At 61.4% G+C, this 25,232-nt stretch carries 26 protein-coding genes and 4 pseudogenes; 17 read left to right on the top strand and 13 right to left on the bottom strand.

Annotated elements, in window-relative coordinates:
- Both FHT70_RS30370 and FHT70_RS17845 read right to left on the bottom strand, forming a co-directional pair.
- Window positions 1–1,506, bottom strand: a pseudogene (locus tag FHT70_RS30370) (hypothetical protein); the annotation flags it as partial.
- Between the two features lie 512 nt (window positions 1,507–2,018).
- Window positions 2,019–2,456, bottom strand: a complete 438-nt coding sequence (locus tag FHT70_RS17845) for a hypothetical protein (protein ID WP_183703520.1) — start codon at window positions 2,454–2,456, stop codon at window positions 2,019–2,021.
- Between the two features lie 142 nt (window positions 2,457–2,598).
- On the opposite strand from FHT70_RS17845, the gene FHT70_RS17840 reads away from it, so the two are divergent.
- Entirely contained in the window at window positions 2,599–2,949 is a 351-nt protein-coding gene (locus FHT70_RS17840) for an AraC family ligand binding domain-containing protein (protein ID WP_183703517.1), read from the top strand.
- A gap of 165 nt (window positions 2,950–3,114) precedes the next feature.
- Window positions 3,115–3,471 carry an antibiotic biosynthesis monooxygenase gene (locus tag FHT70_RS17835; protein WP_183703514.1) on the top strand — a complete coding sequence of 119 codons (357 nt, stop codon included), beginning with the start codon at window positions 3,115–3,117 and terminating at the stop codon, window positions 3,469–3,471.
- 73 nt (window positions 3,472–3,544) lie between these two features.
- Here the strand turns inward: FHT70_RS17835 and FHT70_RS17830 are convergent, their stop codons facing one another.
- From FHT70_RS17830 to FHT70_RS17800, 7 genes and pseudogenes are all read right to left on the bottom strand, one after another.
- The gene (locus FHT70_RS17830; protein ID WP_183703511.1) at window positions 3,545–4,357 is read right to left on the bottom strand and encodes an alpha/beta hydrolase; all 813 of its coding nucleotides are present in this window, start codon (window positions 4,355–4,357) and stop codon (window positions 3,545–3,547) included.
- 192 nt (window positions 4,358–4,549) lie between these two features.
- Window positions 4,550–5,171, bottom strand: a pseudogene (locus tag FHT70_RS17825) (glutathione S-transferase family protein).
- Complete coding sequence (locus FHT70_RS17820; RefSeq protein ID WP_183703641.1) at window positions 5,164–5,646, bottom strand: SRPBCC domain-containing protein; 483 nt, start codon at window positions 5,644–5,646, stop codon at window positions 5,164–5,166. Before FHT70_RS17820 ends, FHT70_RS17825 begins: the two are co-directional and overlap by 8 nt.
- Window positions 5,647–5,652: 6 nt before the next feature.
- A pseudogene (locus FHT70_RS17815) lies at window positions 5,653–5,970 on the bottom strand (metalloregulator ArsR/SmtB family transcription factor); the annotation flags it as partial.
- A 190-nt stretch (window positions 5,971–6,160) separates the two neighbouring features.
- Window positions 6,161–6,577 carry a GFA family protein gene (locus FHT70_RS17810; protein WP_097601498.1) on the bottom strand — a complete coding sequence of 139 codons (417 nt, stop codon included), beginning with the start codon at window positions 6,575–6,577 and terminating at the stop codon, window positions 6,161–6,163.
- Window positions 6,578–6,617: 40 nt separating this feature from the next.
- On the bottom strand, window positions 6,618–7,082 hold the full coding sequence (locus FHT70_RS17805) for an SRPBCC domain-containing protein (protein ID WP_183703508.1): 465 nt from the start codon (window positions 7,080–7,082) through the stop codon (window positions 6,618–6,620).
- A complete protein-coding gene (locus FHT70_RS17800) occupies window positions 7,079–7,408 on the bottom strand; it encodes a metalloregulator ArsR/SmtB family transcription factor (RefSeq protein WP_097601500.1) in 330 nt (109 codons plus the stop codon). Before FHT70_RS17800 ends, FHT70_RS17805 begins: the two co-directional genes overlap by 4 nt.
- A gap of 285 nt (window positions 7,409–7,693) precedes the next feature.
- Between FHT70_RS17800 and FHT70_RS17795 the strand changes: the two genes are divergently transcribed.
- From FHT70_RS17795 to FHT70_RS17760, 8 genes are all read left to right on the top strand, one after another.
- Window positions 7,694–7,996 (top strand): hypothetical protein, encoded by a 303-nt coding sequence (locus FHT70_RS17795; RefSeq protein ID WP_183703506.1) that lies wholly within the window; start codon window positions 7,694–7,696, stop codon window positions 7,994–7,996.
- A gap of 14 nt (window positions 7,997–8,010) precedes the next feature.
- Window positions 8,011–9,150, top strand: coding sequence for a sialidase family protein (locus FHT70_RS17790; protein ID WP_183703503.1), 1,140 nt, complete (start codon window positions 8,011–8,013; stop codon window positions 9,148–9,150).
- A 97-nt stretch (window positions 9,151–9,247) separates the two neighbouring features.
- A complete protein-coding gene (locus FHT70_RS17785; RefSeq protein ID WP_183703501.1) occupies window positions 9,248–9,814 on the top strand; it encodes a nutrient deprivation-induced protein in 567 nt (188 codons plus the stop codon).
- A complete protein-coding gene (locus FHT70_RS17780; protein ID WP_085777337.1) occupies window positions 9,807–10,223 on the top strand; it encodes a phage holin family protein in 417 nt (138 codons plus the stop codon). The genes FHT70_RS17785 and FHT70_RS17780 overlap by 8 nt, the downstream gene beginning before the upstream one ends.
- Window positions 10,223–11,233, top strand: coding sequence for a YtxH domain-containing protein (locus FHT70_RS17775; protein WP_183703499.1), 1,011 nt, complete (start codon window positions 10,223–10,225; stop codon window positions 11,231–11,233). Before FHT70_RS17780 ends, FHT70_RS17775 begins: the two co-directional genes overlap by 1 nt.
- A gap of 138 nt (window positions 11,234–11,371) precedes the next feature.
- A complete protein-coding gene (aac(3), locus tag FHT70_RS17770; protein WP_183703497.1) occupies window positions 11,372–12,184 on the top strand; it encodes an aminoglycoside 3-N-acetyltransferase in 813 nt (270 codons plus the stop codon).
- 122 nt (window positions 12,185–12,306) lie between these two features.
- Entirely contained in the window at window positions 12,307–12,666 is a 360-nt protein-coding gene (locus tag FHT70_RS17765; RefSeq protein WP_183703495.1) for a hypothetical protein, read from the top strand.
- A 139-nt stretch (window positions 12,667–12,805) separates the two neighbouring features.
- Window positions 12,806–13,351: a YidB family protein gene (locus tag FHT70_RS17760; protein ID WP_183703493.1), complete on the top strand. Its 546-nt coding sequence runs from the start codon at window positions 12,806–12,808 to the stop codon at window positions 13,349–13,351.
- Between the two features lie 270 nt (window positions 13,352–13,621).
- On the opposite strand, the gene FHT70_RS17755 is transcribed toward FHT70_RS17760, so the two are convergent.
- A complete protein-coding gene (locus FHT70_RS17755) occupies window positions 13,622–14,485 on the bottom strand; it encodes a dienelactone hydrolase family protein (protein WP_183703491.1) in 864 nt (287 codons plus the stop codon).
- 1,788 nt (window positions 14,486–16,273) lie between these two features.
- Here FHT70_RS17755 and FHT70_RS17750 point away from each other — a divergent pair.
- The 5 genes and pseudogenes from FHT70_RS17750 to FHT70_RS17725 all read left to right on the top strand — a co-directional run bounded on the left by FHT70_RS17750 (window position 16,274) and on the right by FHT70_RS17725 (window position 19,311).
- On the top strand, window positions 16,274–16,510 hold the full coding sequence (locus FHT70_RS17750) for a hypothetical protein (protein ID WP_183703490.1): 237 nt from the start codon (window positions 16,274–16,276) through the stop codon (window positions 16,508–16,510).
- Between the two features lie 17 nt (window positions 16,511–16,527).
- Window positions 16,528–16,996 (top strand): annotated as a pseudogene (locus tag FHT70_RS17745) (terminase small subunit protein).
- Window positions 16,962–18,512: a hypothetical protein gene (locus FHT70_RS17735; RefSeq protein WP_246721861.1), complete on the top strand. Its 1,551-nt coding sequence runs from the start codon at window positions 16,962–16,964 to the stop codon at window positions 18,510–18,512. Before FHT70_RS17745 ends, FHT70_RS17735 begins: the two are co-directional and overlap by 35 nt.
- An 11-nt stretch (window positions 18,513–18,523) precedes the next feature.
- Window positions 18,524–18,952, top strand: coding sequence for a DUF1515 domain-containing protein (locus FHT70_RS17730; RefSeq protein ID WP_097601509.1), 429 nt, complete (start codon window positions 18,524–18,526; stop codon window positions 18,950–18,952).
- A gap of 173 nt (window positions 18,953–19,125) precedes the next feature.
- Window positions 19,126–19,311: a hypothetical protein gene (locus FHT70_RS17725; protein ID WP_082240273.1), complete on the top strand. Its 186-nt coding sequence runs from the start codon at window positions 19,126–19,128 to the stop codon at window positions 19,309–19,311.
- A gap of 160 nt (window positions 19,312–19,471) precedes the next feature.
- Here FHT70_RS17725 and FHT70_RS17720 read toward each other — a convergent pair whose 3' ends face one another.
- Window positions 19,472–19,672: a hypothetical protein gene (locus tag FHT70_RS17720; protein ID WP_097601510.1), complete on the bottom strand. Its 201-nt coding sequence runs from the start codon at window positions 19,670–19,672 to the stop codon at window positions 19,472–19,474.
- A gap of 587 nt (window positions 19,673–20,259) precedes the next feature.
- Entirely contained in the window at window positions 20,260–21,762 is a 1,503-nt protein-coding gene (locus FHT70_RS17715; protein ID WP_183703487.1) for a DegQ family serine endoprotease, read from the bottom strand.
- A 489-nt stretch (window positions 21,763–22,251) separates the two neighbouring features.
- On the opposite strand from FHT70_RS17715, the gene FHT70_RS17710 reads away from it, so the two are divergent.
- Both FHT70_RS17710 and FHT70_RS17705 read left to right on the top strand, forming a co-directional pair.
- A complete protein-coding gene (locus tag FHT70_RS17710; RefSeq protein WP_183703484.1) occupies window positions 22,252–23,247 on the top strand; it encodes a LacI family DNA-binding transcriptional regulator in 996 nt (331 codons plus the stop codon).
- Between the two features lie 100 nt (window positions 23,248–23,347).
- On the top strand, window positions 23,348–24,268 hold the full coding sequence (locus FHT70_RS17705; RefSeq protein WP_183703481.1) for a LysR family transcriptional regulator: 921 nt from the start codon (window positions 23,348–23,350) through the stop codon (window positions 24,266–24,268).
- A gap of 8 nt (window positions 24,269–24,276) precedes the next feature.
- Here the strand turns inward: FHT70_RS17705 and FHT70_RS17700 are convergent, their stop codons facing one another.
- A complete protein-coding gene (locus FHT70_RS17700) occupies window positions 24,277–25,230 on the bottom strand; it encodes an NmrA/HSCARG family protein (RefSeq protein ID WP_183703478.1) in 954 nt (317 codons plus the stop codon).
- Window positions 25,231–25,232 lie beyond the last annotated feature (2 nt).

Raw genomic sequence — 25,232 nt, 5'->3', positions numbered from 1 at the left:
CAGGGTCTGGCCCTGGCTCGCTATGCCAGTGATCGAGATCACGCCGGGATCGTTGACATTGGCGACTGCCGAGGACGTCGCCGGGCTGGTGACATTCTCGCTGTTGCCGAGGTTGTCGATGTAACTGGCTGTTGCCCGCACGAAATTGCCGACCTGGGCCTGCTGCAGGGTCAGCGTCTTGGCAGTCGCTCCGCCGATATTGCTCCAGGTGGTGCCGTTGCTGCTCTGCTGCCACTGATAGCTCACCGATCCCGGCACACCGTCCGCGTCGGTGACAGCGGCCGTCAGCACCTGACCCTGCGTCGCGGTCCCGCTGATGCCAAGCACACCCGGGTGGTTGTTGGCACTGACAATCGCTGCGGTCGGCGCGCTCGCCCGGCTGGTTTCGACACCACCCAGCTGATCGGTGTAAGTGGTCCTCACACGGACTTGCCTGCCCACCTGCGCTGCCTGGAGTGTCCAGCTCGGACCGGTGGCTCCGGCGATGTCGGTCCAGGTCGTCCCGATCAGCTGCTGCCAGCGATAGGTGATCGATACGTTGGCGAGCCCATCGAGGTCGGTAACGGCCGCGGTCAGGGCCTGGCCCTGAACGGGCGTACCGGTGATCGTAGCCACGCCTGCGTCGTTCACGTTGGCGACTGCCGTCGTCGGACCGCTTGCGACCGTCTCGTTGTTGCCAAGGGCATCGGTGTAGGTGGCGGTCGCCCGAACCTGCTTCCCAACCAGTGCTTGCTGCAGGCTGAGGGTTTTCGCAGTGGCGCCGGCAATGTTGCCCCACGTGCCGCCGCCATCGCTGCTTTGCTGCCATTGGTAAGCGACGATGGTCCCGGTCGGGAGCCCGTCGACATCGGTAACACCAGCCGCGATCGTGCGATTTTGATTTGCGGCCCCGATGATGGAGACGACGCCAATGTCGTTGCCGGCAGGATTGCTCGCGACGATTGGGGATGTGGCCAGGCTGGTTCGATTGTTTTCGGTTCCTCCCGACTGATCGGTATAGGTTACCTGGACGCGGACCTGCCTGCCGACCTGCGCTGCCTGAAGCGTCCACGTCGAGCCGGTGGCGTTCGCGATGTTGCTCCAGGTGTTTCCGATCAGTTGCTGCCAGCGATAGGTGATCGATACATTGGCGAGCCCATCCAGATCCAAGACCGCGGCGGTCAGGGCTTGGCCTTGTACGGGTGTACCGGTGATCGCGACTACGCCTATGTCGCTCACGTTGGCGACGGCGGTATTGGTGGTGCTGGCAACCAGTTCCTGGTTACCCAAAGCATCGGTGTAAGCAGCGGTTGCCCGCACCCGCTTTCCGACTTCAGCCTGCTGCAAGGTCAGGGCGGCTGTGGCTGCACCTGTTATGTTGCTCCAAGTGGCACCGTTATCGCTGCTCTGCTGCCACTGATAGGTAATGACCGTCCCTGACGGTAACCCGTCAACATCGGTGACGTTTGCCGCCAAGGTCTGATTCTGAGTCAGAGTCCCGCTGAGAGAAACAACGCCCTGCGCCATCACGCTACCTCCGCATCAACCTGTCAATGTTGTCTGCTAAGTCGTCGAGGCGTGGCTGCGGGAGTCCAGTGTCCCGCTTTTCCCCACGCGCGCTGAACTCCACTGCGCGGACTATGCTCCGATCCTTTGGACTTTCCAATTAGCTCTTTGTTGGTAGAACTCTGTCATTCCTCACACGCCCTTGGTGCACTGGAGCTCAGCTGCAGGCTGGTTAATGGGTGCGGACGACGCGGCTTTTGCCCACTCCATGCGCGGATGAAGCCGGGATTGTCATGGCGCTGCTTGGTGGCGGCAGGTGCCATGTCGATCCGCCATTCACACGCGCATTTCCTGAGCAAGGTCGAGCGCAGAGTGCACGCTGCGAGGCGCAGGGCAGGGCGGCGCCTTTCGCTGTCGTTACCCAGGATCTGCCCGTGATCGGCCAAGGCAATGATTCCAGGTACAAGACGTGGAATGACGGAAAGCGGGTGCGTTCCCGCTCAACGCGCCCTCCTCGCCCCGCAATAGCGCCTTTAGTTTTTGATCACATTGATGTTGACGGTGACGTCCTTCACGGTTCCCTCGCCGTAAGACACTCTCACTTTGTACACGTCTTTACCAGAATAGCCGCTTTGGGATGTGTAATATTCCGAAACGCCTGGAGATTTTCTGGAATTGCACTTCACGCGCTGCGACTCTTTGTCGTTTGAATAGACACCTTCGCTGACAAAATCCACGGATCCATGCGCGGGCGCTTGCGCGAGGCGTATCTTGGGTATCGTCGCCGCGGTGCAATCGACATTCAAATTGTAAGACTGACCCATTTTTGTCCGCTCTCCACTCAGAGCGCGACTTTGATCCTGAGATTTTTGAATTCCGTCGGTGCTGGTGACGCAACCGGACAGGCCCAAAATGACGGAAATCAGTGAAATGGAAATATGATTCTCTTTCAAAAATCGCAGATGCAGCATTATTTCTTTCGCCCGATGGTTTTAAGTTTATCCAAGGCCACCTTTATCCCACACACACGTGATTGCAATGGTCGCGCCGAACGCTGCGGACTTGGCGCAGGAGATTTCCGCGTTACCTATGCCGGCGGCATGGAGGTAGACGATGAAGATGCAGAAATTCACGATCGCCGACGCATCGCTGGAGCGTTCCCCGGGGCAGGAGGCAGACATTCGCGTCGGCAATCTCGTCGATGAGCGGCATGGCGGACCGATCACCATCGGTTATGGACGTTACGCGCCCGGCCAGAGCCTGACCGAAACCATGGCGGTCGACGACGTGATGATCGTTCTGGAAGGGCGGCTTTCGGTTTCGACCGAGGCGGGGACAGTCAGCGCCGGGCCGGGCGAGATCGTCTATATGCCGAAGGGCGAGACCGTGACGATCCGTTCGCATGAGGAGGGCGCGCTCACCGCCTATGTCACGTATCCTCATTGGCGGCCAGCGCATGCGTAAGCCGCACGGCAACGAGATGCTTTCGCTCGGCTGCCTCGGTTGATTTGCTCAGCAGGGGTTGTGGGGACGCCAAAGGCGGCTCTACCCCGTGCTGGCATTGGGATTGCAATGGACCGCACGGCTGGTGGTTGCAAAGATCTCTGCTTGTCGCAATGAGGGTTTGGCATGTCTATCGCGACCTTACCTGCACCGCCTTACTACGTCGTCTGCTTCTCATCGCAACGAACTGAGGTCGAAGACGGCTATGGTGATGTCGGCGCTGCGATGGTGGAACTGGCACAGCAGCAGCCCGGATTTCTGGGTTTCGAGAGCGCCCGCCGTGCTGACGGCTTCGGCATTATCAACTCTTATTGGAGGGACGAAGAAAGCATCCGGGCCTGGAAAGCGGTCGTCGATCATGTCGAAGCGCAACGTCGGGGCCGGGCAGACTGGTACACCCGTTATGAAATCCGTGTGGCGCTCGTCGAAAGGGCCTATGGCTTCGGAGCGGAATCCGTCCAACTGCGATCATCTTCGCCCTAAGACCATCTCGCCGCGACGATCACATCGGTGGCCTCTTTTCGAAATTCAGCCTCCCCGTATGACCGGAAGGGGTTCAAGCCCGGTGATCTTTCAGCGCTTCCACAAACCGGATCACATCACCGACCGTGCTGTCGTTGAAGATATCGTTGTGGCCCGCATCGTCGTAGATCAACATCTGTTTGGGCTCAGGTGCGATCTCGTACAGCGCCTGCGCTGAAGTCAGCGGGATGCTGTCATCAAGCCTGCCGTGGAGGAACAACTTCGGTTGTCTGACCTTGCCTATGTTGAGGTCCGAGCGAAACGGATCCTTGAGAAGAATTTCAGCCGGGAGGAACGGATAGCGCGCCTGCGCAACCGACAGAACCGACAGGTACGGAGAGACGAGAATGACGCCCGCGGCCGGCCTCTCCGCGGCCGTATGTACGGCAACGCCAGTACCAAGTGACCGGCCCAGCACGACGATCTCGCTTCCGGCATGTGCCGAAAGCCAGTCGAAGGCGGCGATGCCGTCCGTCAGCAGCCCCTGCTCGCTGGGTGAACCGGTGGATCCGGGATAGCCGCGATAGGAAATCGCCAGCAATCCAATCCCGCGCGCCGCCAGCGCCTGTGCGAGAAATGCGTAATTGTCGACGCGGTCACCGTTTCCGAAAAAGAGGAGCACACAGGGCTTGCCGGTGTCGCCTTGGCTGTACAGTCCCTGAAGCATCTCCCCGTCGGGCGTCTTGATGTGGACCGACTCGCCCCAGCGCGCCTGCTCCGGAAGGGGCATGGCGCCTGCTCCGGGAAAAAGCAGGCTTCGCTGAGAAAAATAGAGCAGGCCCAAGACCGCCATGTAGGCGATGGCCGCCATCAGCGGCAAGATCAGCAAGTACCTTGTGGTGCTCACGACAGAATCTACCCGCCGGTTTGGCAATGCCAGGACGCTTTGCAGCAACCTCGGCCAGTGACGGCGTGGTGTGCTCGGCATAGTGGAATATACACACAAAGCGTTGCTGTGGAGAAGAGGCCGGGAGACGATGATGCTCTCAGAAAACCTCGGCGGCAGCGCTTCACGCCTTGCAATAGACCTTCGTGGGCCTCAGGCTGGGAAAGGGTTTCGCCACCCATCCAGTTCTTCAAGCCTTCCGTACCACTCTTGGATATGCCGGAATTCGGCGAGTGGTATGTCGGCAGCGGCGGCGTAAGGAAGCGCAGCAGCCAAAGCGAAATCCGCCACGGTCAGTGTCTTGCCGACGACGACACTATTGGCGGCCAGATGATCGTCGAGCACCCGGCCATGGAGCCGAAAGCTCGTCTTCGCGTCTTCGATCACGGCGATATCGGGCTCTCCGCCGAACAACGGCTTGATCAGCATTTCAAACCACAGCGTTGCCCCGTGCCGGGTGAAATGGCTGGCATCCCAGCTCAACCAGCGCAGCACGTCGATCTGCCGATGGTCATGCGGCCAGAAATCCGACGCGACTGTGTCGGACAGCCTGCACATGATGGCGTTCGCTTCCCATAAAGTTCCGGGCCTCCTCCTGCAGCACCGGGACTTTCCCGTTCGGGTTTAGCGCCAGGAATTCCGCGGTTCGCTGCTCTCCGCTGGCCAGGTCAACCCTGACGAACTCCACGTCGGCTTGAAGAAAACGCGCGGCGGCGCATGCCTTTCGCGGATTGAGCGTCTCGCAATTGTAAAGCTTCATTGTCGCCTTACCCATGATTTTGCCCTTCGGCGGTTCCCAGAAAAGAGTTCAATCGTTCGAAACTTTGAGACCAACCGGATTCATGACCCTCAAGCGAGGATGCGCTGGCAAATCCGCTCTGCCGAAAAGTCATTTCCGTGCCGCCGTCGCTTTCCCTGAAGGTGATCGTGACGATCGTTTCGGGGCTGGTTTCGCCGGTTGCGGTCTCCCAGGCATGGGTGAAGACAAGCCTGTGCGGCGGCTCGACCTCCAGATATCTTCCGCCGACCCAATGCTCTTCTCCATCTGGGGCAATCAGACAAGCGCGGTGTCTGCCGCCCGGCCAGGCTTCCAGTCTGTCGCCGACCGTCGTGAAGCCGTGAGGGCCACACCATTGCACCAGGGCTTTCGGGTCGGTCCATGCCCTAAAAACGAGATCGCATGGAGCATCGAACCTTCGCACGAGAACCAAGTCACGGCTATTGTCTGTTTCGGTCTCGGGATTGGTCATTTCGTTTCCTTGTACCTTGGAGAGGTAGTCATCCAGACGATCGAGGCTTTCATCCCAGAAGCGCCTGTAATCGGCGATCCAATCAGCAATTGTCTTCAAGGCTGCCGGTTCCAGGATGCGGGGACGCGAATTCGCCTCCCGGCCGGAGCGGATCAACCCGGCCTGTTCCAGGACTTTGAGATGCTTTGAGATGGCGGGTTGAGACAGCTCGAAGGGGTCCGCGAGTTCGGCTACGGTCGCCTTGCCATTGGCAAGCCGCGCGAGAATTGCTCTCCGCGTAGGATCGGAGAGGGCGGAAAAAATCGCATCAAGCCTGTCGTCCATGCATCACCAGTTAGCTATATAGCTAAATGGTTATATTATGCGCGGCGAAATGTCAAGATAATTTATGGAATCCGCAATGGCAGGAAGAAACTCGACCCCCTGGTGGGCAAGCGACGATGTCGTGAGCGGACCCTTCACCGCTCGCGACCGAGCACCCGAGAGCGCCATGTTTGCAGGCGCTGCGCCAGCCTCACATCGGCGGCATCTTTTCGAATTTTGCCACGTCGGGATCGACCCGATCCCAGGCAAGGCCGCGGACGGTGTAGGTTGCCATTTGCGGCTGATATCGCTCGGGCTCGTCGAGGCTGGCGGCGTGGATCGTGAAGAAATCGGGCATGTAGGAGAAGGTCAGGTAAACAGGCGCGCCGCAGGCCGGGCAGAAGCCGCGCGTTTTGACATTGCCGTTGTCGGCGACCATCTGCCAGTGGCTGGCCACTCCTTCAAGCTTCACCGCCTGCCGGCTCGGGAAGGTCAGATAGGATCCGTGGCCGGTGCCGCTCGTCCGCTGGCAATCGCGGCACTGGCAGTCGTTCATCGCAATCGGCTCGGCCGAGATCTCGTAATGGATGGCGCCGCAGGCGCAGCCGCCGGTATAAGGCTTGCTCATTGCTTTCTCCTGAACAAATTTGTGATGTGGCTCGTGCGGATCAGTCCTCGCTGCCGGCGAGGGTGCCGATATTCTTCACGACCTTCTTCCAGCCTTCGCCCATCTTCTGGAAGGCGGTTTCATTCCTAGGAAGCAGGAAGCCGGAATGAACGAGGCGCAGCCGTGTGCCGTTTTCCGTCCTGGAGAGAAGGAAGGTGACGACGGTATCGAGCGGGGAGCCGTAGCCGGCATTCTCGGCATGTCCGCCTTTCCAGGCATAGGAGAGACGCTCATTCGGCTTCACCTCCAGCACCTCACAGTGAATGGTGCCGTCCCAGGCGCCGGCCGGCGTCGTCTGGTAGGTGAAGCGCTTGCCTTCGACCGGCTCGAAGCCCGCCGGCATCATCAGCCAGCGGCCCATCAACTCGGCTGACGTCAGCGTTTTCCAGATTGTTTCTGGCGCGTGCGGGAACACTTCGTCGACGACAATCTCCTGCGTGTCGAGCTCCAATGCGGTGTCAGTCATGGATCGATTTCCTTCAGCAAGGTTCTGAGATCGGCAAAACGCTCGCGCCAGAAGGTGCCGTAATGGCTCATCCAGTCGACAAGCGGCGCAAGGCCTTCCGGCTCGGCGCGGTAATAGACATTGCGGCCCTCGGGGCGCTCGGCGACGAGGCCCGCCTGCTTCAGCGCCTTGAGGTGCTGCGAGACGGCGCCCTGCGTGACGGTGCTCGCCCGTGTCAGTTCGACGACGGTGATCTCCTTGGAGAGGACGATCTGCTCGAACACCGCCCGCCGGGTAGGATCGGCAAGCGCGCGCATGACGGTGGTAATTGGGGTGGTCTCGATCATGTAAACACAATAGTCGTGACTAATTGATGAGTCAAGACTAATTGGTATCTGTCTTCGGTAAAAGGGATGCTTGATCAGCCCTGGACGGCACCTTGCGTCTGGGCTCGCCACCGCGGCCCGGTGCACCTTGCACGACGGCGACCACCGCCTGCTGCCGCTTTCCTTGTTGTCCGACGGATATCGGCGATTTCGGCGCGGAGCCGACACCATGACATCGCACCAGATTTAGAGGCGGGCTGGAACCTCGTCAGACCTGCGAAGTTTGCGAGACGAGGAGAATTCCACATGCGTTTGATTCAGTTGTTTATTCCGGCAGCGCCGCAAGCGACGATCGACATCGGAGACATTATCGCGACAATTCAGCGCGAGATGACGGAGCGCCATGGCGGTGTGACGGCCTATCTCAATTCCCCCGCAAAAGGGCTTTGGTCCAATGACGAGGGCACTGAAGAAGATACCGTCATCGTGATCGAAGTCATGGTGGGCAGTCTCGATCGGGCGTGGTGGCGCCAATACCGTCGCGAACTCGAACGGCTGCTCGGCCAGGATGAACTGCTCGTGCGGGCACTTCCAGTTGAGACGCTATGACAGCGGAAGCCCCAATGGACATGCAATTCCGCCATATTGAAATCTACAGGAGACAGGGCGAGTTCGCAGCCTGGCCGGCAAATTATGGCCTCTGGTCCTGGGGTGAGGAAATCGTTGTCGTCTTCGCGCGCGGCAAACTCGGAGCGAAGGGGGAATTGCACGAACTGGACCGTGATTATCCATTCGTACCCTGGCAGGCACGCAGCCTGGACGGCGGACTGACATGGATGGACGAGCCGTTCTGCGGCCGGGTGCCCGGTGGGCTCTCGCTTTCGGCCGATGAGCACCTGAACGCCGATCTCAAGATCCGTCCGCATCTGTCGGTTCGTGATGACCTCGGCCGTCTGGATGAACCGATAGACTTTCTCGATCCCGAGACGATCGTCATGTGCGCCAGGACCGATGTAGAGGGCGATGCGGTCAGCTGGTTCTATGTCAGCCGGGATCGATGCCTGACATGGCAGGGTCCGTATCGTTTCACGGGTTTGCACCTTCCGATCTCGGCGCGCACCGATATCGTGCCTCTTGGCAGGGAACATGCGCTCTTCATGCTCAGCACCTCCAAAGAGGACGGTTCGGAAGGCAGGGTGTTCTGCGCGCGCACTGCGGACGGCGGGCGCAGCTTCGTCCTTCAAGGCTTTGTCGGCCCGGAACCTGAGGGCTATTCGATCATGCCGGCATCGGTAGCGCTTTCCGGTGGCGCCATGCTGACCTTGACGCGCTGCATGGGGAGGGGCGGTGGCAAGGGTTGGATAGAAGCCTTCACCTCCGACGACGAAGGGAAGACCTGGACATGGAAAGGCTGCATTGTCGGCGACACCGGCAGCAATGGCAACCCGCCAGCGCTCGGACGCATCGAAGGCATGCTGCTGCTCGTCTACGGCTATCGTGATCCGCCATTTGGTATCCGGATGCGCATGAGTTTCGATGACGGCCAGACATGGGGCGCCGAGAAGGTCATCCGCAGCGACGGCGGCACGGCTGATCTCGGTTATCCCAGAATGGTAAAACGCGGGGAGGGATCCCTGCTCGCCGTCTACTACTTCAACGATGGCGACAGGGAGGAGCGTTACGTCGCAGCGTCCATTGTCACGCCTGCCAAAGATCAAGAAGGAGCCGAGGACGGCGCTGCTTCATTGCAGTCGCAGATCTGAGCCATGCCGAAGCGGAACGTTTGGCATTCGCGGAACAAAGCGGGGCACCCGTGGTTCGGGGCTGCGGCAGTCGCCGCCACGACATGGGAGGTTAGACATGCAAAACGATTTCACAGATCCGGCAGGAAGAAGCGCAACGGCGCAGACACCGTCCTCATCGCCAGCTTTTGGTTCTTCGCCGGGAACGCGCACGTCCGTTTCCGATCTGGAAGCGAAGGTGAGCGAAGACATATCCGCCGCCAAGGAAGCGATCAAGGAAGGCGCCGACACGGCCGTCGAGAAAGCCAAGGAAGTCATTTCCGAACGCACCAGCTTCGCTGCTCGCCAGGTTGGCGGCGTTGCAACGGCACTTGAGAAAGCTGGCGCCGAAATGGAGAGCTCCGGTCAGGCTGAGGTCGGGCGATACGCCAGGCAAATCGGGCGGAGCGTGCAGACCGTCGCTCGGCGGATGGAAGGAAAGGACATCGGCGAAATCGCCACTATGGCCGAGGATTTCGGGCGCAAGCAACCGCTCGCCTTTCTCGGGATCGCCGCACTTGCGGGCCTGGCGGCAAGCCGCTTCCTGACGGCCTCCGCGAAAAGGCAAACAGTTGCCGCGCCGCACGAACCGTCGATTGGCCTGCGCCCCCGCGCCGCAACGACCGGAGGCGAGAACAATGGCTAAAACTTCAGAGAACACACCCCTCTCCGAGCTCGTCAGTGGCCTCGTGGGTGATGTCACGGGCCTGCTCCGCAAGGAAATCGACCTTGCCAAGACGGAAGCCTCGGAAAAACTTTCGCAGGCGCTCAGCGGCGTGGAGGTTCTCCTATTCGGATTGGTCCTGGCGATCGGGGCAGTCGGCGTCCTGCTGAGTGCGCTTGTCGGCGGTCTCGCGGCCTTCCTCGTGACACAGGGTTTTACCCAAACCACTGCAGGTGCGCTCGCCTCTCTGATCGTCGGCATCATCATTGCCGGGATCGCTTGGGGCTTGGTCTCCCGGGGCCTCGCCGCGCTTCGCGCCAACAACATGAAACTGGATCGTACTGCGACTTCGCTTCGCCGCGACGTTGATGTTGTGAAGGACAAAATCTGATGGAAAATTCAACGGAAAAAACATCGGCCGAGCTTCAGTGGGAGATCGACCAAGACCGCCGCCGCATAGGAGATCGGATTGACGCGATTCAGGAACGGATGTCGCCGGGCCAGCTCATCGATGAGGTCATCGCATATGCCAAGGGAAGCGGCGGCGCAGAGTATGTCAGCAATCTTGGCCACGCCCTCAAGGCGAACCCTCTGCCGGTCGCGCTGATGGGCGTGAGCCTCGCCTGGCTCATGGCAAAAGGCAGTCCTTCATCAGGCGACACGGCGACCTGGAGCAAGGATCCTGAATACCCGCTTTACCCGGCGACTGGACGGGTTCGCCGGATTGGCCCGCCGGCAATGGAAAACGGAGCCCGTTACAGCCATTTTGCCGATGAATCCGGCAAGAGGTTGAAAGCGTTGACAGACGAAACAGGAGGTCGTGCCGGCCATTTCATGGACGAGGCGGGCAAGACCTATCGTGGCTTCGCCGACGCTAGCGGAAAGCAGATCAATCAGATCGCCGACGAGACCGGTGCAATGCTCGACGCGGCAACCGGCTGGGCGGCGGAGAAATGGGAGCAGGCGAAAAGCGCCGCGAGCGACCTCAGCGCCCGCGCGTCTGACGCGGCGAGCTCGCTGTCGAGCCGATCCTCTTCGGCGGCGACCAGTCTTCAGGAGCAGACGAGCAGACTCAACGAGTCGATCCTCACCCATTTCCGCGACCAGCCGCTCGTAGGCGGTGCCCTGGCTTTCGCGGTCGGTGCAGCGATCGGCGCGGCGCTGCCCCATACCGATACCGAGGATGAGTTGGTCGGCGAAGCCGCAGATAGCACGAGAGATAGCCTCAGCCATCAGGCCCAGGACGTCGTCGCGCAAGGCAAAGAGGTAGCGTCGGAAGTCTATCACAAGGCCGTGGACGTTGCGTCCGATGCTCATGATGCCATCAAGGAACGCGTGGTGGATGAAGCCGAAGCTTTCATAGATCGCAAGGATGGCCCAGGGGGCACCGATCGGCGGTAGAGGGTCCACCAGGTTCATGTCCTTTAAAGGGCGCGGAGGCAGGAGGCGCGTGAGCGGCAGCAGGGTATTGCGAGCGATGGTGCCCTGAGTCCGCCCGGGTGCATTGACTCCGGGTCGTGTCCTGCTGATCGTTGGCCGATGACCGCTCCGCACTTTCACACCCGTCTCTCGCTCAGCCAGGATCTGGAAAAGCTCGGACTTCGCGCCGGCGACATGGTCATGGTTCATGCCGCCATGAACAGACTGGGGCGGTTGCTCAACGGTCCCGACATGTTCATCGATGCGCTGCGCCATGTCGTCGGCCCGTCGGGCACCATCGTCGCCTATGCGGACTGGAACGGCGCCTATGACGAACTGCTTGACGAGAACGGCCGCGTTCCTTTCGAATGGCGCGACCATATTGCGCCTTTCGATCCCATGAGCTCCCGGGCGATCCGCGATAACGGCATCTTCCCGGAATTCCTTCGAACCACGCCAGGGGCGCGGCGCAGCGGCAATCCGGGCGCCTCGGTCGCGGCGATCGGCGCCAGGGCCGACTGGCTCACTGCCGATCATCCACTCGATTACGGCTATGGCGATGGCTCGCCGCTCGCCAAACTCGTGGCGGCCGGCGGCAAGGTCCTCATGGCCGGAGCCCCGCTCGACACGATGACCCTTCTCCACCATGCCGAGCACCTGGCTGAAATCCCGAACAAGCGCCTGCGCCGCTACGAGGTGCCCTTTGCCACGCCAGCAGGCGTGGTATGGCGCATGCTCGAGGAATTCGATACCGGCGACCCGGTCGTGCCCGGCCTCGAAAGCGATTACTTCGCCCGGATGGTCAGCGCCTTTCTCGCCAGCGGGCAGGGCACACAGGGTCCAGTCGGAGACGCGCCATCGGTGCTGGTCGATGCGGCCGCGATCTGCAGCTTCGCAGTCGCCTGGCTGGAGCATCACGCCCGAGCACGCTGAGCGGCTCCGCGCTGTCGTGCAGGCCCTTGCTTTCTCCCCGCAGGCTCCTCCGGCCTCACGGAACAAAATCCCGATGGCGATGTTGGTATGGCGATAAGCAAACAAGGCCATGGGAGGAATCCATGCATAAGTCTCTTCAGTTCGTGTTGATCGGCCTGGCCTCCATGACCGGCCTGACGATCGCACCGACGATTGCCGCCGCCCAGGATATGGAGCTGCGCATCGGCCCCGGCGGCGTCGGCGTCTACGACCGGAACCGCGATTACGACCGCTACGACCGTTACGGCCGTTACGACCGTTACGACCGCCCGGGGCCGCGCCGCTGCGATCCCGACGATGCGCTCGACATCGCCCGCAGCGAAGGCCTTCGTCGGGCCCAGATCGTCCGCATGTCACCGCGCAGCATCGTCGTCCAAGGAATGACCCGCCGCGGGCCGGAGCGGATGGTTTTTGCAAACCGGCGCGGTTGCCCGGAAATCTGACGCTGCCTCGAGGCAGCCGAACAATGCCGCCGGCATAGGCGTTCTGCCCGCCGGCGGGAGATTTTCACCATTGTGAACACTGCGCCCATTCAGCGCTCCGGGTGGCGTGATTGCCTGGCGCACCAAGGAGGATTTCATCATGATGAGCGGTCAAATGAAGGCGCTTCTCGCCGTTCTTGCGGTTGCCGGCTACCAGAACAGGGACAAGATCCGGGAACTCCTGCGCGGCCTCCAGAACCCGCAGCAGGCAGGCGCCGGAGGTGGGCAGCCATCAGGCGGGCTCGGCAGTATCCTCGGCGGGCTGGCCGGCTCCGGCGGTGGTTTGGGCGGCTTGGGCGGCCTTCTCGGTGGATTGACGTCCGGCAGCATCGTCAGCGGCGGTCTCGGCGACCTCCTGAAGACGTTCCAGCAGAACGGCCAGGGCGACAAGATGGAATCCTGGGTGCGCCGCGGGCAGAATGCCGACATCAATGACGGCGAACTTGCCACAGCCCTCGGTCCGGATGTCCTGGACGAGATCGCCAGGAATACCGGCCTCTCGCATCAGGAGATCCTCGGGCGGCTGAGCCGCGATCTTCCGAAGGCCGTCGACGATCTGACGCCGGAGGGGAAAGTGCCGAGCGCCGAAGAAGCGTTCACGTCCTCGGCGAGCCAGGCAACGTCAGGGCGGCCGAGCGACGTTTAGGCGTTCAGTTCGGGGCGTAAATAGCGCCCTGGATTGATTTGCCGCAGAGATCGCCTCACACTCCATCCTCCTCGGGCTTGACCCGAGGATCCACACCGGCCCCACGTCGGCAGCGGACATGGATCCCAGGCTCAAGGCCTGGGATGACGGAGGTTGGGGAGCCGGTAAATGCCGGGCAACCGGCGGGAGGCATCCAGGCTCTAAGGCCCCTGGAATGGCGGAGGTTGGGGGGAGCTGCGCCGCGATCGATCCTCCTGAGATCAGGCAGGCTTAGTTTGCCAGGTACTTGCGTAGAAAGGCGTAAACGCTGCGCATGGACTTCGCCGCGGCGTCGGGGTCGTATTTTTCGATATGACCCAGCACTCTCCGTCCCACCATGAACTCCGGCGCATCGAAATTGTGATAGATGCCCTTGTAGACATTGAGCTCGACGGGCGGGGCATTGTCGCTGAGGCGGGCAAGCCTCTTCTGGCATCGTTCGGCCCGGCTCCAATTGTCTCTCTCGCCAGTCATGATCAGGGTCGGTACTGTCGGGTCGCCGCGATCGGCGTCACAGGCGGGATAATAGGCAACCGCCGCCCTGAACTTGCGCTCCATGAGCTGCTCGTTGCCATCGATCTTCGTGGCGTCCAGCGCCGCGGTGCCGCCGGCCGAAAAGCCCATCAAGGCCACGCGCCTGATATCGACGAAGCCTGATTTCGACAAAAAATCCAAGGCGCCATAGGCATCGAAGACGCGCTCGGGAAGATGGCTTCGACAGGTGTCGTCGAGCTTGCGGGTGGTGAAGCTGTCGACGACAAGCACGACATAGCCCCATCTCACCAGCCGTTTCGGCCAAAGCTCCTTGACGCTCAAACGCAGGTGATCGCAGCCATGCAGGATGACCACCGCCGGGAAGGGGCCGTCGCCGGCAGGGCGGGATAGATAGCCGAGCAACGGCGTGCCCTGCGGTTGGGAGAGAATTTCTCCCTGTTCGAGGGCCTTGCGGATGCGAAACGGGCTGAGCTTGACGGGGGCGCTTTCGAACCGCACCAGTTCCTCGGCATCGGCCGGGTTCGCGGACAGGTGCACGCCGAGAAAAGTGGCGAGGCAAAGAAGAAGTGCTGAGACGGTGGTGTTCACAGACTCCTCCATCTTTGATCGGCAGCCTGTTGATAGTATATTCCTCGCTCACGTTGGATGGTATCGCCTGTCGCCTCTATCCAGGCATTGAACGCAATTGGTTTTCCGATTTCAGCAGGGCCGCCGTCTTGCCTTCTCCGGCATACGACCTAAGGTGCCGGCGGGTTCGATGGCGATGATATGGGGTGGTCGAGTGCGTTTTCTGGCAGCGTTGGTGATTGCGGTCCTGGTGAGTGGGAATGGGGCGGCCGCGTGCCCTCTCAATGACACCTTAAAGCTATGCGTGTTGAATGGTCAAAACCTGGCTGCGCTGCACAGCGGAATAGATCGAGGCGATTGGACCGTCGACAAGCCTTCTCCTGTCGTCAATCCAATCCCTGAACCTCGAACTGGCCACGAACTTTATACGATGCGGAGTGGGCTGCGGTTCGCCTGTATTATGAGGAATACCGAAGCCTAATGCTTCGATTGCGTGCGTCATTCGCCAGGGCTTTCCGGCGTGCCCCATCGAACACCATTGTGGGTGTGGCACCGTGCCCACCCCTTGCTCCGTCCTCCTCGGGCTTGACCCGAGGATCCACGCTGGGCTCCACCAGCGACGGGCATGGATCCCAGGGTCAAGCCCTGGGGTGACGGAGGGTGGGGGGACGTTCGGCCCAACGTTTGACCAATTTGTCTCCGCCAATTCCGAGCCCGCATCGAAGGCATTCTACGCTGGAAAGTTCTTGATCACCTCCCGGCGGATCATTTAATCCTACCGTAAATCCAAGCTGCGAAATTTGAGTCCAGAGGTGATGTCGACGGTGAAGGCCGGCGACGCTTTCCGGCGTGCGTCATTCGGCAGCTTTCCGGCCGGCGTCATCGAACACCACGTGGTTTGGCATAGCGCTCACCTCTTGCTCCGTCCTCCTCGGGCTTGACCCGAGGATCCACGGCCGGTCTCCACCAGCAGCGGGCATGGATACCAGGGTCAAGCCCTGGGATGACGGAGGGTGGAGGGACGTTCGGCCCAACGTTTGACCAATTTGTCTCTGCCAATTCCGAGCCGGCATCGAAGGCAATTTCTACGCTCGAAAGTCCTTGATCACCCCCCGGCGGATCATTTAATTCCTACCGTAAATCCAAGCTGCGAAATTTGAGTCCAGAGGTGATGCCGGCGGCGAAGGCTGGCGATACTTCGATGGCGTGCGTCATTCGGCAGAGCTTTCCGGCCGACGTCATCGAACACCACGTGGTTTGGCACAGCGCTCACCTCTTGCTCCGTCCTCCTCGGGCTTGACCCGAGGATCCACGGCGGTCTCCACCAGCAGCGGGCATGGATCCCAGGGTCAAGCCCTGGGATGACGGAGGGTGGAGGGACGTTCGGCCCCAACGTTTGACCAATTTGTCTCCGCCAATTCCGAGCCGGCATCGAAGGCAATTTCTACGCTGGAAAGTCCTTGATTACCCCCCGGCGGATCATTTAATCCTACCGTAAATCCAAGCTGCGAAATTTGAATTCAGAGGTGATGCCGGCGGTGAAGGCCGGCGACGCTTAGATGGTGTGCGTCATTCGGCAGGGCTTTCTGGCCGGCGTCATCGAACACAACGCGGGTTTGGCGCAGCGCTCACCTCTTGCTCCGTCTTCCTCGGGCTTGACCCGAGGATCCACGTCGGCCTCCACTCGCGGCAACGGGCATGGATCCCAGGGTCAAGCCCTGGATGACGGAGGGTGGGGAGTGCGTTCTGTCGCAATCTACCGAAACAGCGCCTGATGCAGCTGCGTCGGGATCAAGAGCCGCCTTTTCCAAGGAGAACTGCATGGACCCCTCGATTGCTCCGGCCTCGCGGGTCGCGGTGGTGACGCCGAACGATACCGCCATTGTCGGGGCGCGTGCGCTTTATATCGGCACGGCCGGCGATGTGGCGATTGCGCCGCGGCGGGATGTGGATCCCGTCATCTTCAAGAGCGTGCCGGCCGGGACGATCCTTCCCGTTCATGCTGCAATCGTGGCGCTGACCGGGACCACGGCCTCCAACATTATCGCCTTGTTCTGAGCGTCAGACGCCGACCCATGGGCAGACCGAGCAAGTTCAGCCAGGCGCTGGCGGAAAAAATCTGTGCGCGCATCGCCGACCGGGAAAGCCTGCGCTCGATCTGCCGGGATGAGGACATGCCGGCGAAATCGACGGTGCTTTCCTGGCTCGCCGACGAGGACAAGGCGGCGTTCCGGGCGCGATATGCGCTGGCGCGGGAGATCATGGCCGACAGCTTCGTCGACGATGGTCGAGATCGCCGACAACAGCAGCGACGACTGGATCGAAAAGAAGAATGCTAGCGGCGAGACCACCGGCTGGCAGGAGAACGGCGAGGCGATAAGGCGCTCGCAGCTGCGCATCGCCACCCGTCAATGGGTCGCCGAGAAGCTCAGGCCGAAGAAATACGGCGCCAAGGTCGAGCCTGAACAGGGCGTGACCGGTGAGGTCTCGCAATTGCTGGAGGCGGTCAATGGCAGGACGCGCGGACTTCCAAGCGGCGGTTGACCAGTTTTCCGACTGGCGCTGGCGGCTGAACAATCTCTACTGGATCACCGACAAGGCGGGCAGGCGCGTTCTGTTCGAGATGAACCTGATGCAGACGAGCTTCTTCGACGAAATGCATTATCTCAACGTGCTCTTGAAAGCCCGCCAGCTGGGGCTGACCACCTTCATCCAGATCTTCATGCTCGATGCCTGCGTCTTCAACCGCGATATCAGGGCGGGCACCATCGCCCATACGCTCGGCGACAGCACCGTCAGCCTCGATACCGGCTATGGCACGCAGGCGCAGCCGCAATATTGGGGGGCCGATTTCATGGTCGCCAAGGGCGACTGGGATGGAAGGCCGGTCGCGCTGGCTTTCGTCGACAGCATCGGCGAGGCGCGCCAGGAATATTCCTCCGCTGCCGATGCGCGCGGCAACCTCGGCTGGCTGCGCCGCTGGCTCGACAGGGACGGCGGCCCTGGCCGCATCCCCCATTGCCTGATCGGCATGCCCGGTGCCGGCTCCGTCCGCGAATATACCGGCAGCGGCTCCTCGATCGCGACCAGGCGCCGAGACATCATCCGCGAAATCATCGCCTTCAACGGCAATAAATGGCCGTTCACGGTCATAACAAACCAGATGGGGCAGAACGACACGGCCTCGACCTATACGCAGTTCTTCACCACCAATTACCGCTCCCTGGTCACCCGCCTGCGCGCCGAATATTCTGGCGTCAGAATCGTCGCCTTCCCGCCGCTCGGGCGGACGACCGTCACACGCAACATCACGCTGACCTCGGTCGGCACGGTTGCCACGGCGACCATCGCAAGCGGCCTCAACGGACTTGCGACAGGCCAGACCGTCAGTATCTCGGGAGCAACGCCGACCGCTTACAATGGAAGCTATGTAATATCGGTCGTCGACGCCAACACCTTCACCTACAGTTTCGCCGGCGGCACTTCGCCGGCGACCGGGACGATCACCTGCAACGATCTCGGCCTCAGGGCCGAGTATCAGGTCTATGGAACCAACAACAGCTGGCCGTCGGACGGAACCGACGCTTCGGGCAAATGGCGGCTTCGCGATGATATCCTTGCGCAGTCATCGGCCTGCTGCGATGCTGCAATCGATACTTACGCGGCGTGGGTTTCCCCCTCCAGAGGCGGTGTCTGGCCCGGCATTCTGGAGCTTGCGAGCACGACATTGACCGCGCAGGCCGGAACTGACGGCGTTGCCACCTATAACCAGATCGTCGTCGCGGATGCGAGCATCTTCAGGCCCGAGCAGACGCTGCACATCTATTCCGGCCCGGACGGCCTGGCGCGCCTGAGCACGCAGGTCGTCGCCAGCATCGCCGGCAACGTCATCACCTATCAAGGCGTGAGCGCCGTCGTCATGCCGGTTGGCTCCGTAGTGCGTCCGGCGCCGTCTGTCGGGGAGCTTTCGCCGGTCTCCTTCATCCATCCGCAGCCGATCATGATCGACCGGATTTCGAACGGCATTGCCCAGTCCGAAAAGCTGAAATTCAATTCCTGAGGTGGCCTGCCATGACATCCAACGACGATATCCTGCGCGCGCTCGGGCGCGTGGAGGGAAGGCTGACCGGCATCGAGGAAAACGTCGCGCTGCTGCGCCAGGAGATGAGCGACGAAAAAGCCAATGCCCATGAGGGTCGAGCCGTGATCCACAAGCGGCTCGACGAACAGGCAAGGCAGATCGCCCATCTCGATACGAGAGTGGCGATGACAGGCGGAGCGGACGCGCAGATCCGCGCCGAGATCGGGACGCTCAAGGAAACCGTCGAGAAGAACCAGGAGACGGTCGGCCCGGCGCTCGAAGAGTGGAAACGGATGAAATCGATCGGCTATGGCATCTCAGGGCTGATTGCCTTCGCCGGCCTGACGACGGGCGGGGTCATTGCCTATGCCAGCGATGGGGCTGTGGCGGCGCTCAGGCATTGGCTGAAGATCAGTTGAGCGCCATCCTTGCGGTTGGCAATCGACTGACGGCGAATGCCGGGAAGTCAAACGCAGCAAAACGGCGTCAGCTCGGCTGATATATTGCCGTATTTCGCCCCTTACTAAAATTAGACTTTGCTAACGAACAAAAATGCCGCTTGTTTGTTATCCCCTTCAAGGAGGAAACGAACATGAAGAGCATGAGCAACCGCCAAGTTCGCGTTCCGGGGCCTCGGGAGCATGACGTTGCCGAGCATTGCCGCAAGTTTGGGATTGGCCCGGCGGAGGAGAAGAAGCTGAAAAAGCTGCTCGGGTCTCACGCGCCGCTGCATGAGATCCGGGCCAATGCGCCGCCGCCCCAGCCGAAATGGCGATAGCGCCGGGGTCGGAACTTCCGGCATTATCCGGCGTTAGGATCGCCGGGCCGCGTGGCCGGTCTCGTCTCCTGTACCCCCTGCTACCCCGGCAGGTGCTGCGCGGTCCACTGCTTCCCTCGCTACTGGCTTATCGGCGTGCGGATCTGCGCACGCCGAGCCGTCAATTCCGCAGCTCGCGCGATAGCATCAGGATATAGTCGTCGGCGATATCGGCGACCACCATGGCCGCTTCGGCGGGCGGATAGCCCCTGCCGACGGCCTCGGCGACGATCTTCATCACCTGCGGTTCAAGCGCCTCCCGGCAGTCGGCGAGGCTTTCGTCGTTCGGGCATTTGGCGCGAAATTCCACCACGTTATTCATGGCATACCCCTCTGTTCAATGTTGCGGCGCTGCTCGATGCACGAAGCCGGTCCCTCACGGAAAAGGCGGGTCACCGTTCCGGTACGGAGTGCCGGAACAAATTAGCGATTATGAAAACACGATGTCACAGGGCGGGATGTATTCAAGCTGATGCTGATATTAAGGTAAGGCAGTAGGGTTAATTCGTCCAGCGGCAGTTGAAGGCCCGCTAGCCGGAATGTCAGGGAATGGCGCAACACTTTGTTTCCACATCGCTTTCCGATACGAAAAACCGGAGGTCCGTTCGGTTTTTCATCAGAAATACCGGCATTTGCCATGCGCTGCGATGCAGATGATAAGAGAGGCCGCAGCCCATGTGCCGGAGCCGGACAGCCACAAGGCCTTGTGCCACGTGCTTGCCCCTCACCCTAGCCCTCTCCCCGCTTGCGGGGCGAGGGGACGTGCCCTCCGAGAGGTGGCGAGGAACGGTGAGCTTGCGGCATCGTCCCTTCGCCCCGCGAGCGGGGAGAAGGTGCCGGCAGGCGGATGAGGGGCTGTGGCCGCGGCAAGTGGTGCGGCAATGAAGGTCTTGCTGCCGGACGCGGCCCTCAGGCGGCGGCAAGTGGCACAGCAATGAAGGTTTTGTTCCCGTCGCGCTCGACGAGCAGCAGCACGGATTTGCGGCCGGCCTTGCCGGCTTCGGCGATTGCGGCCTTGACGTCGCGGGCATTGTGCACCGGCCGGTCGTTGACCGAGACGATGACGTCGCCCGACTGGATGCCGGCGGCGGCGGCCGATTTATCCGGATTGACGCTGGCGACCACCGCGCCGCTGACGGAGCGCGGCAGGTTGAGCTTCTGACGCACATCGGGCGTCAAGTCGGCAAGGCCGATGCCGAGGCTCGGCTGGCCGGAGGCGTGGCCCTGCGCTTCCGGGCTTGTCGCCGCAGCCTGCTTCCGGCCATCCGCATTGGCGCCGACGGTGACGTTGAGATCGATGGTCTTGCCGTCGCGCCAGACGCCGAGCGATTTCTGCGTGCCCGGCGAAAGATCGGCGACGAGACGCGACAGGTCCTTCGGCGTCTTGACGGTCTCGCCGCCGACCGAGGTGACGATGTCGCCGGGCTTCAGGCCGGCATGGGCAGCCGGCGTATCGGCGGAGACGGCGGCCACCAGCGCGCCGCCTGTCTTGTCGAGGCCCACGGCGTCGGCGACATCTTTCGTGACTGGTTGGATCTGCACGCCGAGATAGCCGTGATTGATCGAACCATCCTTCTCGAGCTTGGCGACGATCGCCTTGGCCTCGTCGGAGGGAATGGCGAAACCGACGCCGACGCTGCCGCCGTTCGGCGAGTAGATGGCGGTGTTGATGCCGACGACCTTACCCTCGCGATCGACGAGCGGACCGCCTGAATTGCCGTGGTTGATCGGCGCATCGATCTGGATGAAATCGTCATAGGGCCCGCTATGCAGGTCGCGGCCGCGGGCCGAGACGATGCCTGCCGTTACCGTCGTGCCGATGCCGAAGGGGTTGCCGATCGCCAGGATCTGATCGCCGAGCTTCAGCCTGTCGGAATCGCCCCAGGCGACGGTCTGCAGCGGCTTGCCTGCCTCGACCTTCAGCACTGCGACATCGGATTTCGGATCGGCGCCGATCAGCTTGGCGGGCAGCTCGGTGCCGTCGTCGAGCGTCACCTTGATGTCGAGCGCATTGTCGATGACATGGTTGTTGGTGACGATCAGGCCGTCCGGGCTGACGATGAAGCCGGAGCCCAGCGCCATCGCATGCTGGGAGCCGCGCTGTTGCGGGACCGGGCGTGGCAGGGGAATGCCCTGATCCTCGAAGAACTGGCGGAACTGCTCGTCCATCGGCGATTCCTGCTCGGCGCTGACATCCGTCGTCTTCATCGTCGTGGTGATGGTGACGACGGCAGGCTTGTCGGCGTCGACGACGGAGGCGAAGGAGCCGCTCGGGGCGAGGATACCGCCCGTGTCCGATGGTGCGGCAAAGGCGCTGGGCGAATTGACGGCGAAGGGAAGGCATGCCGCGCCGGCGATGATGGCGGCCCCGACAAGTGCTGCTGTGCGATGTTTGCTGAGAATATGTGACATGGTGGTTATCCCTTGCGAGAACATTGGCTTGTGATGGCGTCGTAGTTCCATGTCTGGGACCTGGCGTCGGATGAGGTGCGCCAATTCCTCCGTTCGCCGGCGCGGATCGCCGGGAGGCGACGATCGGGGAGGGGAGAAGAATTCGCGCTCGGGATTAAATATGATCACGCCGGATGGCTTTACAAATTAAATATTGATCATGTTTATATTGCCGATTTGTAAGACATTACTGAAGTTTAACATCTGTCGCTGATGCCGGCGCCAGCCACCGCGTTCCCCGCCAAACTGACGGCCGTCTCGCCTGATAAAGGCGGTCCCGCTCGCTTCGGCAAAGTCGGATCTCCGGAACCCGTTGCGGCTATAAAAGTTAGTAGACTCTAAAATATTTCTTCGTCAGGAAGTCATGACCGGGGAATCGGCCGCAGGCGCGTCTGGCCCACGGTATATGAGGGGAATTCGGTTGAGCGGGGGCGGAAAGCCGAGCGCGGGATGCAGGTGAAGCTGAGCGACGTGGCGAGGAAGGTGGGCGTGAGCCCGATCACCATTTCGCGTGCATTGCGCAATCCGGAAATCGTCTCGGAGGATCTGCGCGAGGAGATTCTGCGCACGGTAGAGGAGATGGGCTATATCCCCAATCTTGCCGCCCGGGCGCTGGCCGGCCGCCACAACGGCATTGTCGGCGTCATCACCCCCGCCTTGCACCAGTACGGCTTCGCCGCCCTGATGATCGGTATCGAGGATTGTTTCCGCGGCACGGAGTTCACCGTGCAATATTCGAGCACGCTGCACCATGGCGAGGGTGAAGCCGGCCTGCTGAAATCCATCCTGACCCAGAAGCCTGCCGGCGTCATCATCGCCGGCGCCGAGGACTACGGCGATCTTCTGCCGCTGCTGGCGAGCGCCCCTTGTCCCATCGCCCATGTCACCGATCTTAGTCAGGAGCCGCAAAGCCTGGTCGTCGGCCTCGATCATTATATGGCGGGCGCCGAGCCCACCCGGTTCCTGTTGTCGAGGGGCTATAGTCGGATCGCCTTCATCGGTCGCGGCGCCGATGTCCGCTCGCGCCGGCGCATTGAGGGTTACGAGGCGGTGATGCGGGAAGCTGACCTTTTCCACGAGGATCTCATCATTGGCGGCGATGCGCCGAGCCGTATCGGCCTCGGCAGAGAGTTGTTTTCCCGCCTGCTCGAGCGCGTGCCCAATGTCGATGCCGTCTTTGCCCAGAGCGACGAACTGGCCTTCGGCGTGCTGATCGAATGCAAGGCGCGCGGCATCCGCGTGCCGGAGGATGTCGGCATTTGTGGCTTCAACGACCTGGAATTTTCGCCCTTCATCGAGCCGTCGCTGACGACGGTGCACATCCCGCGCCAGGACATCGGCTACCGCGTCGCCGACATGCTGCTGCATGCCATTCATGATGAGCCGCCCCGGGAAGACAGGGTCAATTGCGGCTTTTCCATCGTGCCGCGCGGTTCGACGCGATAATCTGGCACGTGCCGCCATAATGGAAGTGGGGCGCCTTGAGGTCTGGGCACAGTCAGGATTATTCCATATATGGAGCGGATGGCCACCACTGTGCTTAAGAATGGATAAGACCGGATTGTCTTTCGACAGGATGCGCACCTTCGTGCGGGTCGCTGAGCGCGGCAACCTGTCAATGGTCGCAAAGGAGCTGGGCCTCGGCCAATCCACCGTGACGCGGCACCTCAATGAACTCGAGGAGGCTGTCGGTGTGCCGCTGCTCAGCCGCACCACCCGCCGCGTCACCCTGACGGAGGAGGGCAGTCGCTATTATACCACCTGCCTTCAGATCTTGCGTCTGGTCGAACAGGCCGCTGAGGAAGCCAGAGATGCCCGTCAGGCTCCGGCGGGGGCTGTTCGGCTTTCCTGTACGGCAGCGCTCGGCGTGATGCATGTCACGCGTATGATCTTCGACTTCCAAGACAGGCATCCGGACATCCGCATCGACCTCAACCTGACGGACGAACGCATCGACCTGGTTCGCGAAGGCGTTGACGTGGCGCTTCGCCTTGGACCTCTCGCCGACAGCTCGATGAAACTTCATGCGGTCGGAGAGAGCCAGCGGCTGCTGGTTGGCGCTCCGGCCTATTTGTCCGCCCAGGGGCGGCCGGAGCGTCCGGCCGATCTGTCACGCTACGAAACCATCGTGATGTCCAATGTGGCAGGCAGCAACCAGCTCGTTCTTTCCGCCCCCGATGGCGCCAGATTCATGATCCCGGTCGGCGGTCGCCTGCGTGTCGATCACGGGCTTGCGGCGCGCGAAGCTCTTGCCGCCGGACGCGGCATCGGTCCTACACATCTCTGGCTGGTTCAAGATCTGCTGGACGACGGCCGGCTTGAAGTGGTGCTTGGCGACTATCGGCCTTCGCCGGTCCCGCTAAGCTTGCTGATTGTTCCGGAGCGTGCAGCCATTGCCCGCGTTCGGCTGCTGGTCGACTTTCTTGCCGCAGAGATTGCCAAGCTGCCTGGAATCCGGCCGTCGTAAGCCGCTGTTCAACTTCCGAAAGACCGCTTGTCGCCGCGCCATCCCGTCGTCCGCAGAAACTGCTCCCAGTTGAGCGTCTCTGGATTGAGCCGGCGGCTCCATTCGAGATCGTGTTCCTTGCCGAAATAGCCATATTCGACCGCATATTCGACCATTCCGAGAAGCTCTCGAACCAGAAATTCGTTGGCGGCAAATTCCGGGAAATAGCGCAGAAGGCCATCCCTGGTGAAAGCATTTCGATACTCGGCCTTGAGGCCGGTGACGCGTCGGAAGGTTTCGACCATCTCCCTCGGAGAAATGATGTCGCCGACGATCGGCAGCGTTTTGCCGTTGTAGCGCTCAGGATTTGAGAAAATCTCCAGGACGACAGGCCCCGTCGCCGTCAGCGGATCGACGAAAGGCGCCCGGAAATCTTCCGGAAGGTAAATCGGCAAGAGCAGGGTGTCGCCTTCCATCCGCGGCGCATAATACTCGATAAGGTTTGTGTAGAAGAATGCCAGCATGACGAAGGAATGAGAAATCGGCAGGGCGCGTATGTAATCTGCAACGCGCGCCTTGTCGGTAAAATGCGGCGCATATTTCGTCCCACCGGTAATCTTGTCGACATTCTCCAGCGTGCTGAAGACAATGTGCCCTACGCCGGCCTCCACGGCAGCGTCCGCCAGTTGCCGGCCGAGAGGTGCTTCGGTCGTCTGCGGCGGAGCGATCGGCGGCGTCATCAGAAACGCGCCATCCGCGCCCTTGAATGCCGCAGCGAATTCCTTCTGAAGGCCGAGTTCGAGGGGCACGACGGCGATTTCCGCGCCGAGTTTTTCGAGACGCAGGGCTTCGGGCGAATCCTTTCTTCGAGTGAGAGCACGGACGCGGAAACGCTGGCTTTCAAGAAGCGTCGCAACGACGCTCCGCCCCTGTTTGCTCGTTGCACCCGTGACTGCGATCAGTGGCTTGTTGGTTGTAGACATGT

The sequence above is a fragment of the Rhizobium sp. BK049 genome, from assembly GCF_014193135.1.
Taxonomy (GTDB): domain Bacteria; phylum Pseudomonadota; class Alphaproteobacteria; order Rhizobiales; family Rhizobiaceae; genus Rhizobium.
Note: the sequence above shows the minus strand (reverse complement) of the source record. Positions and strands in the feature narration are given on the sequence as shown.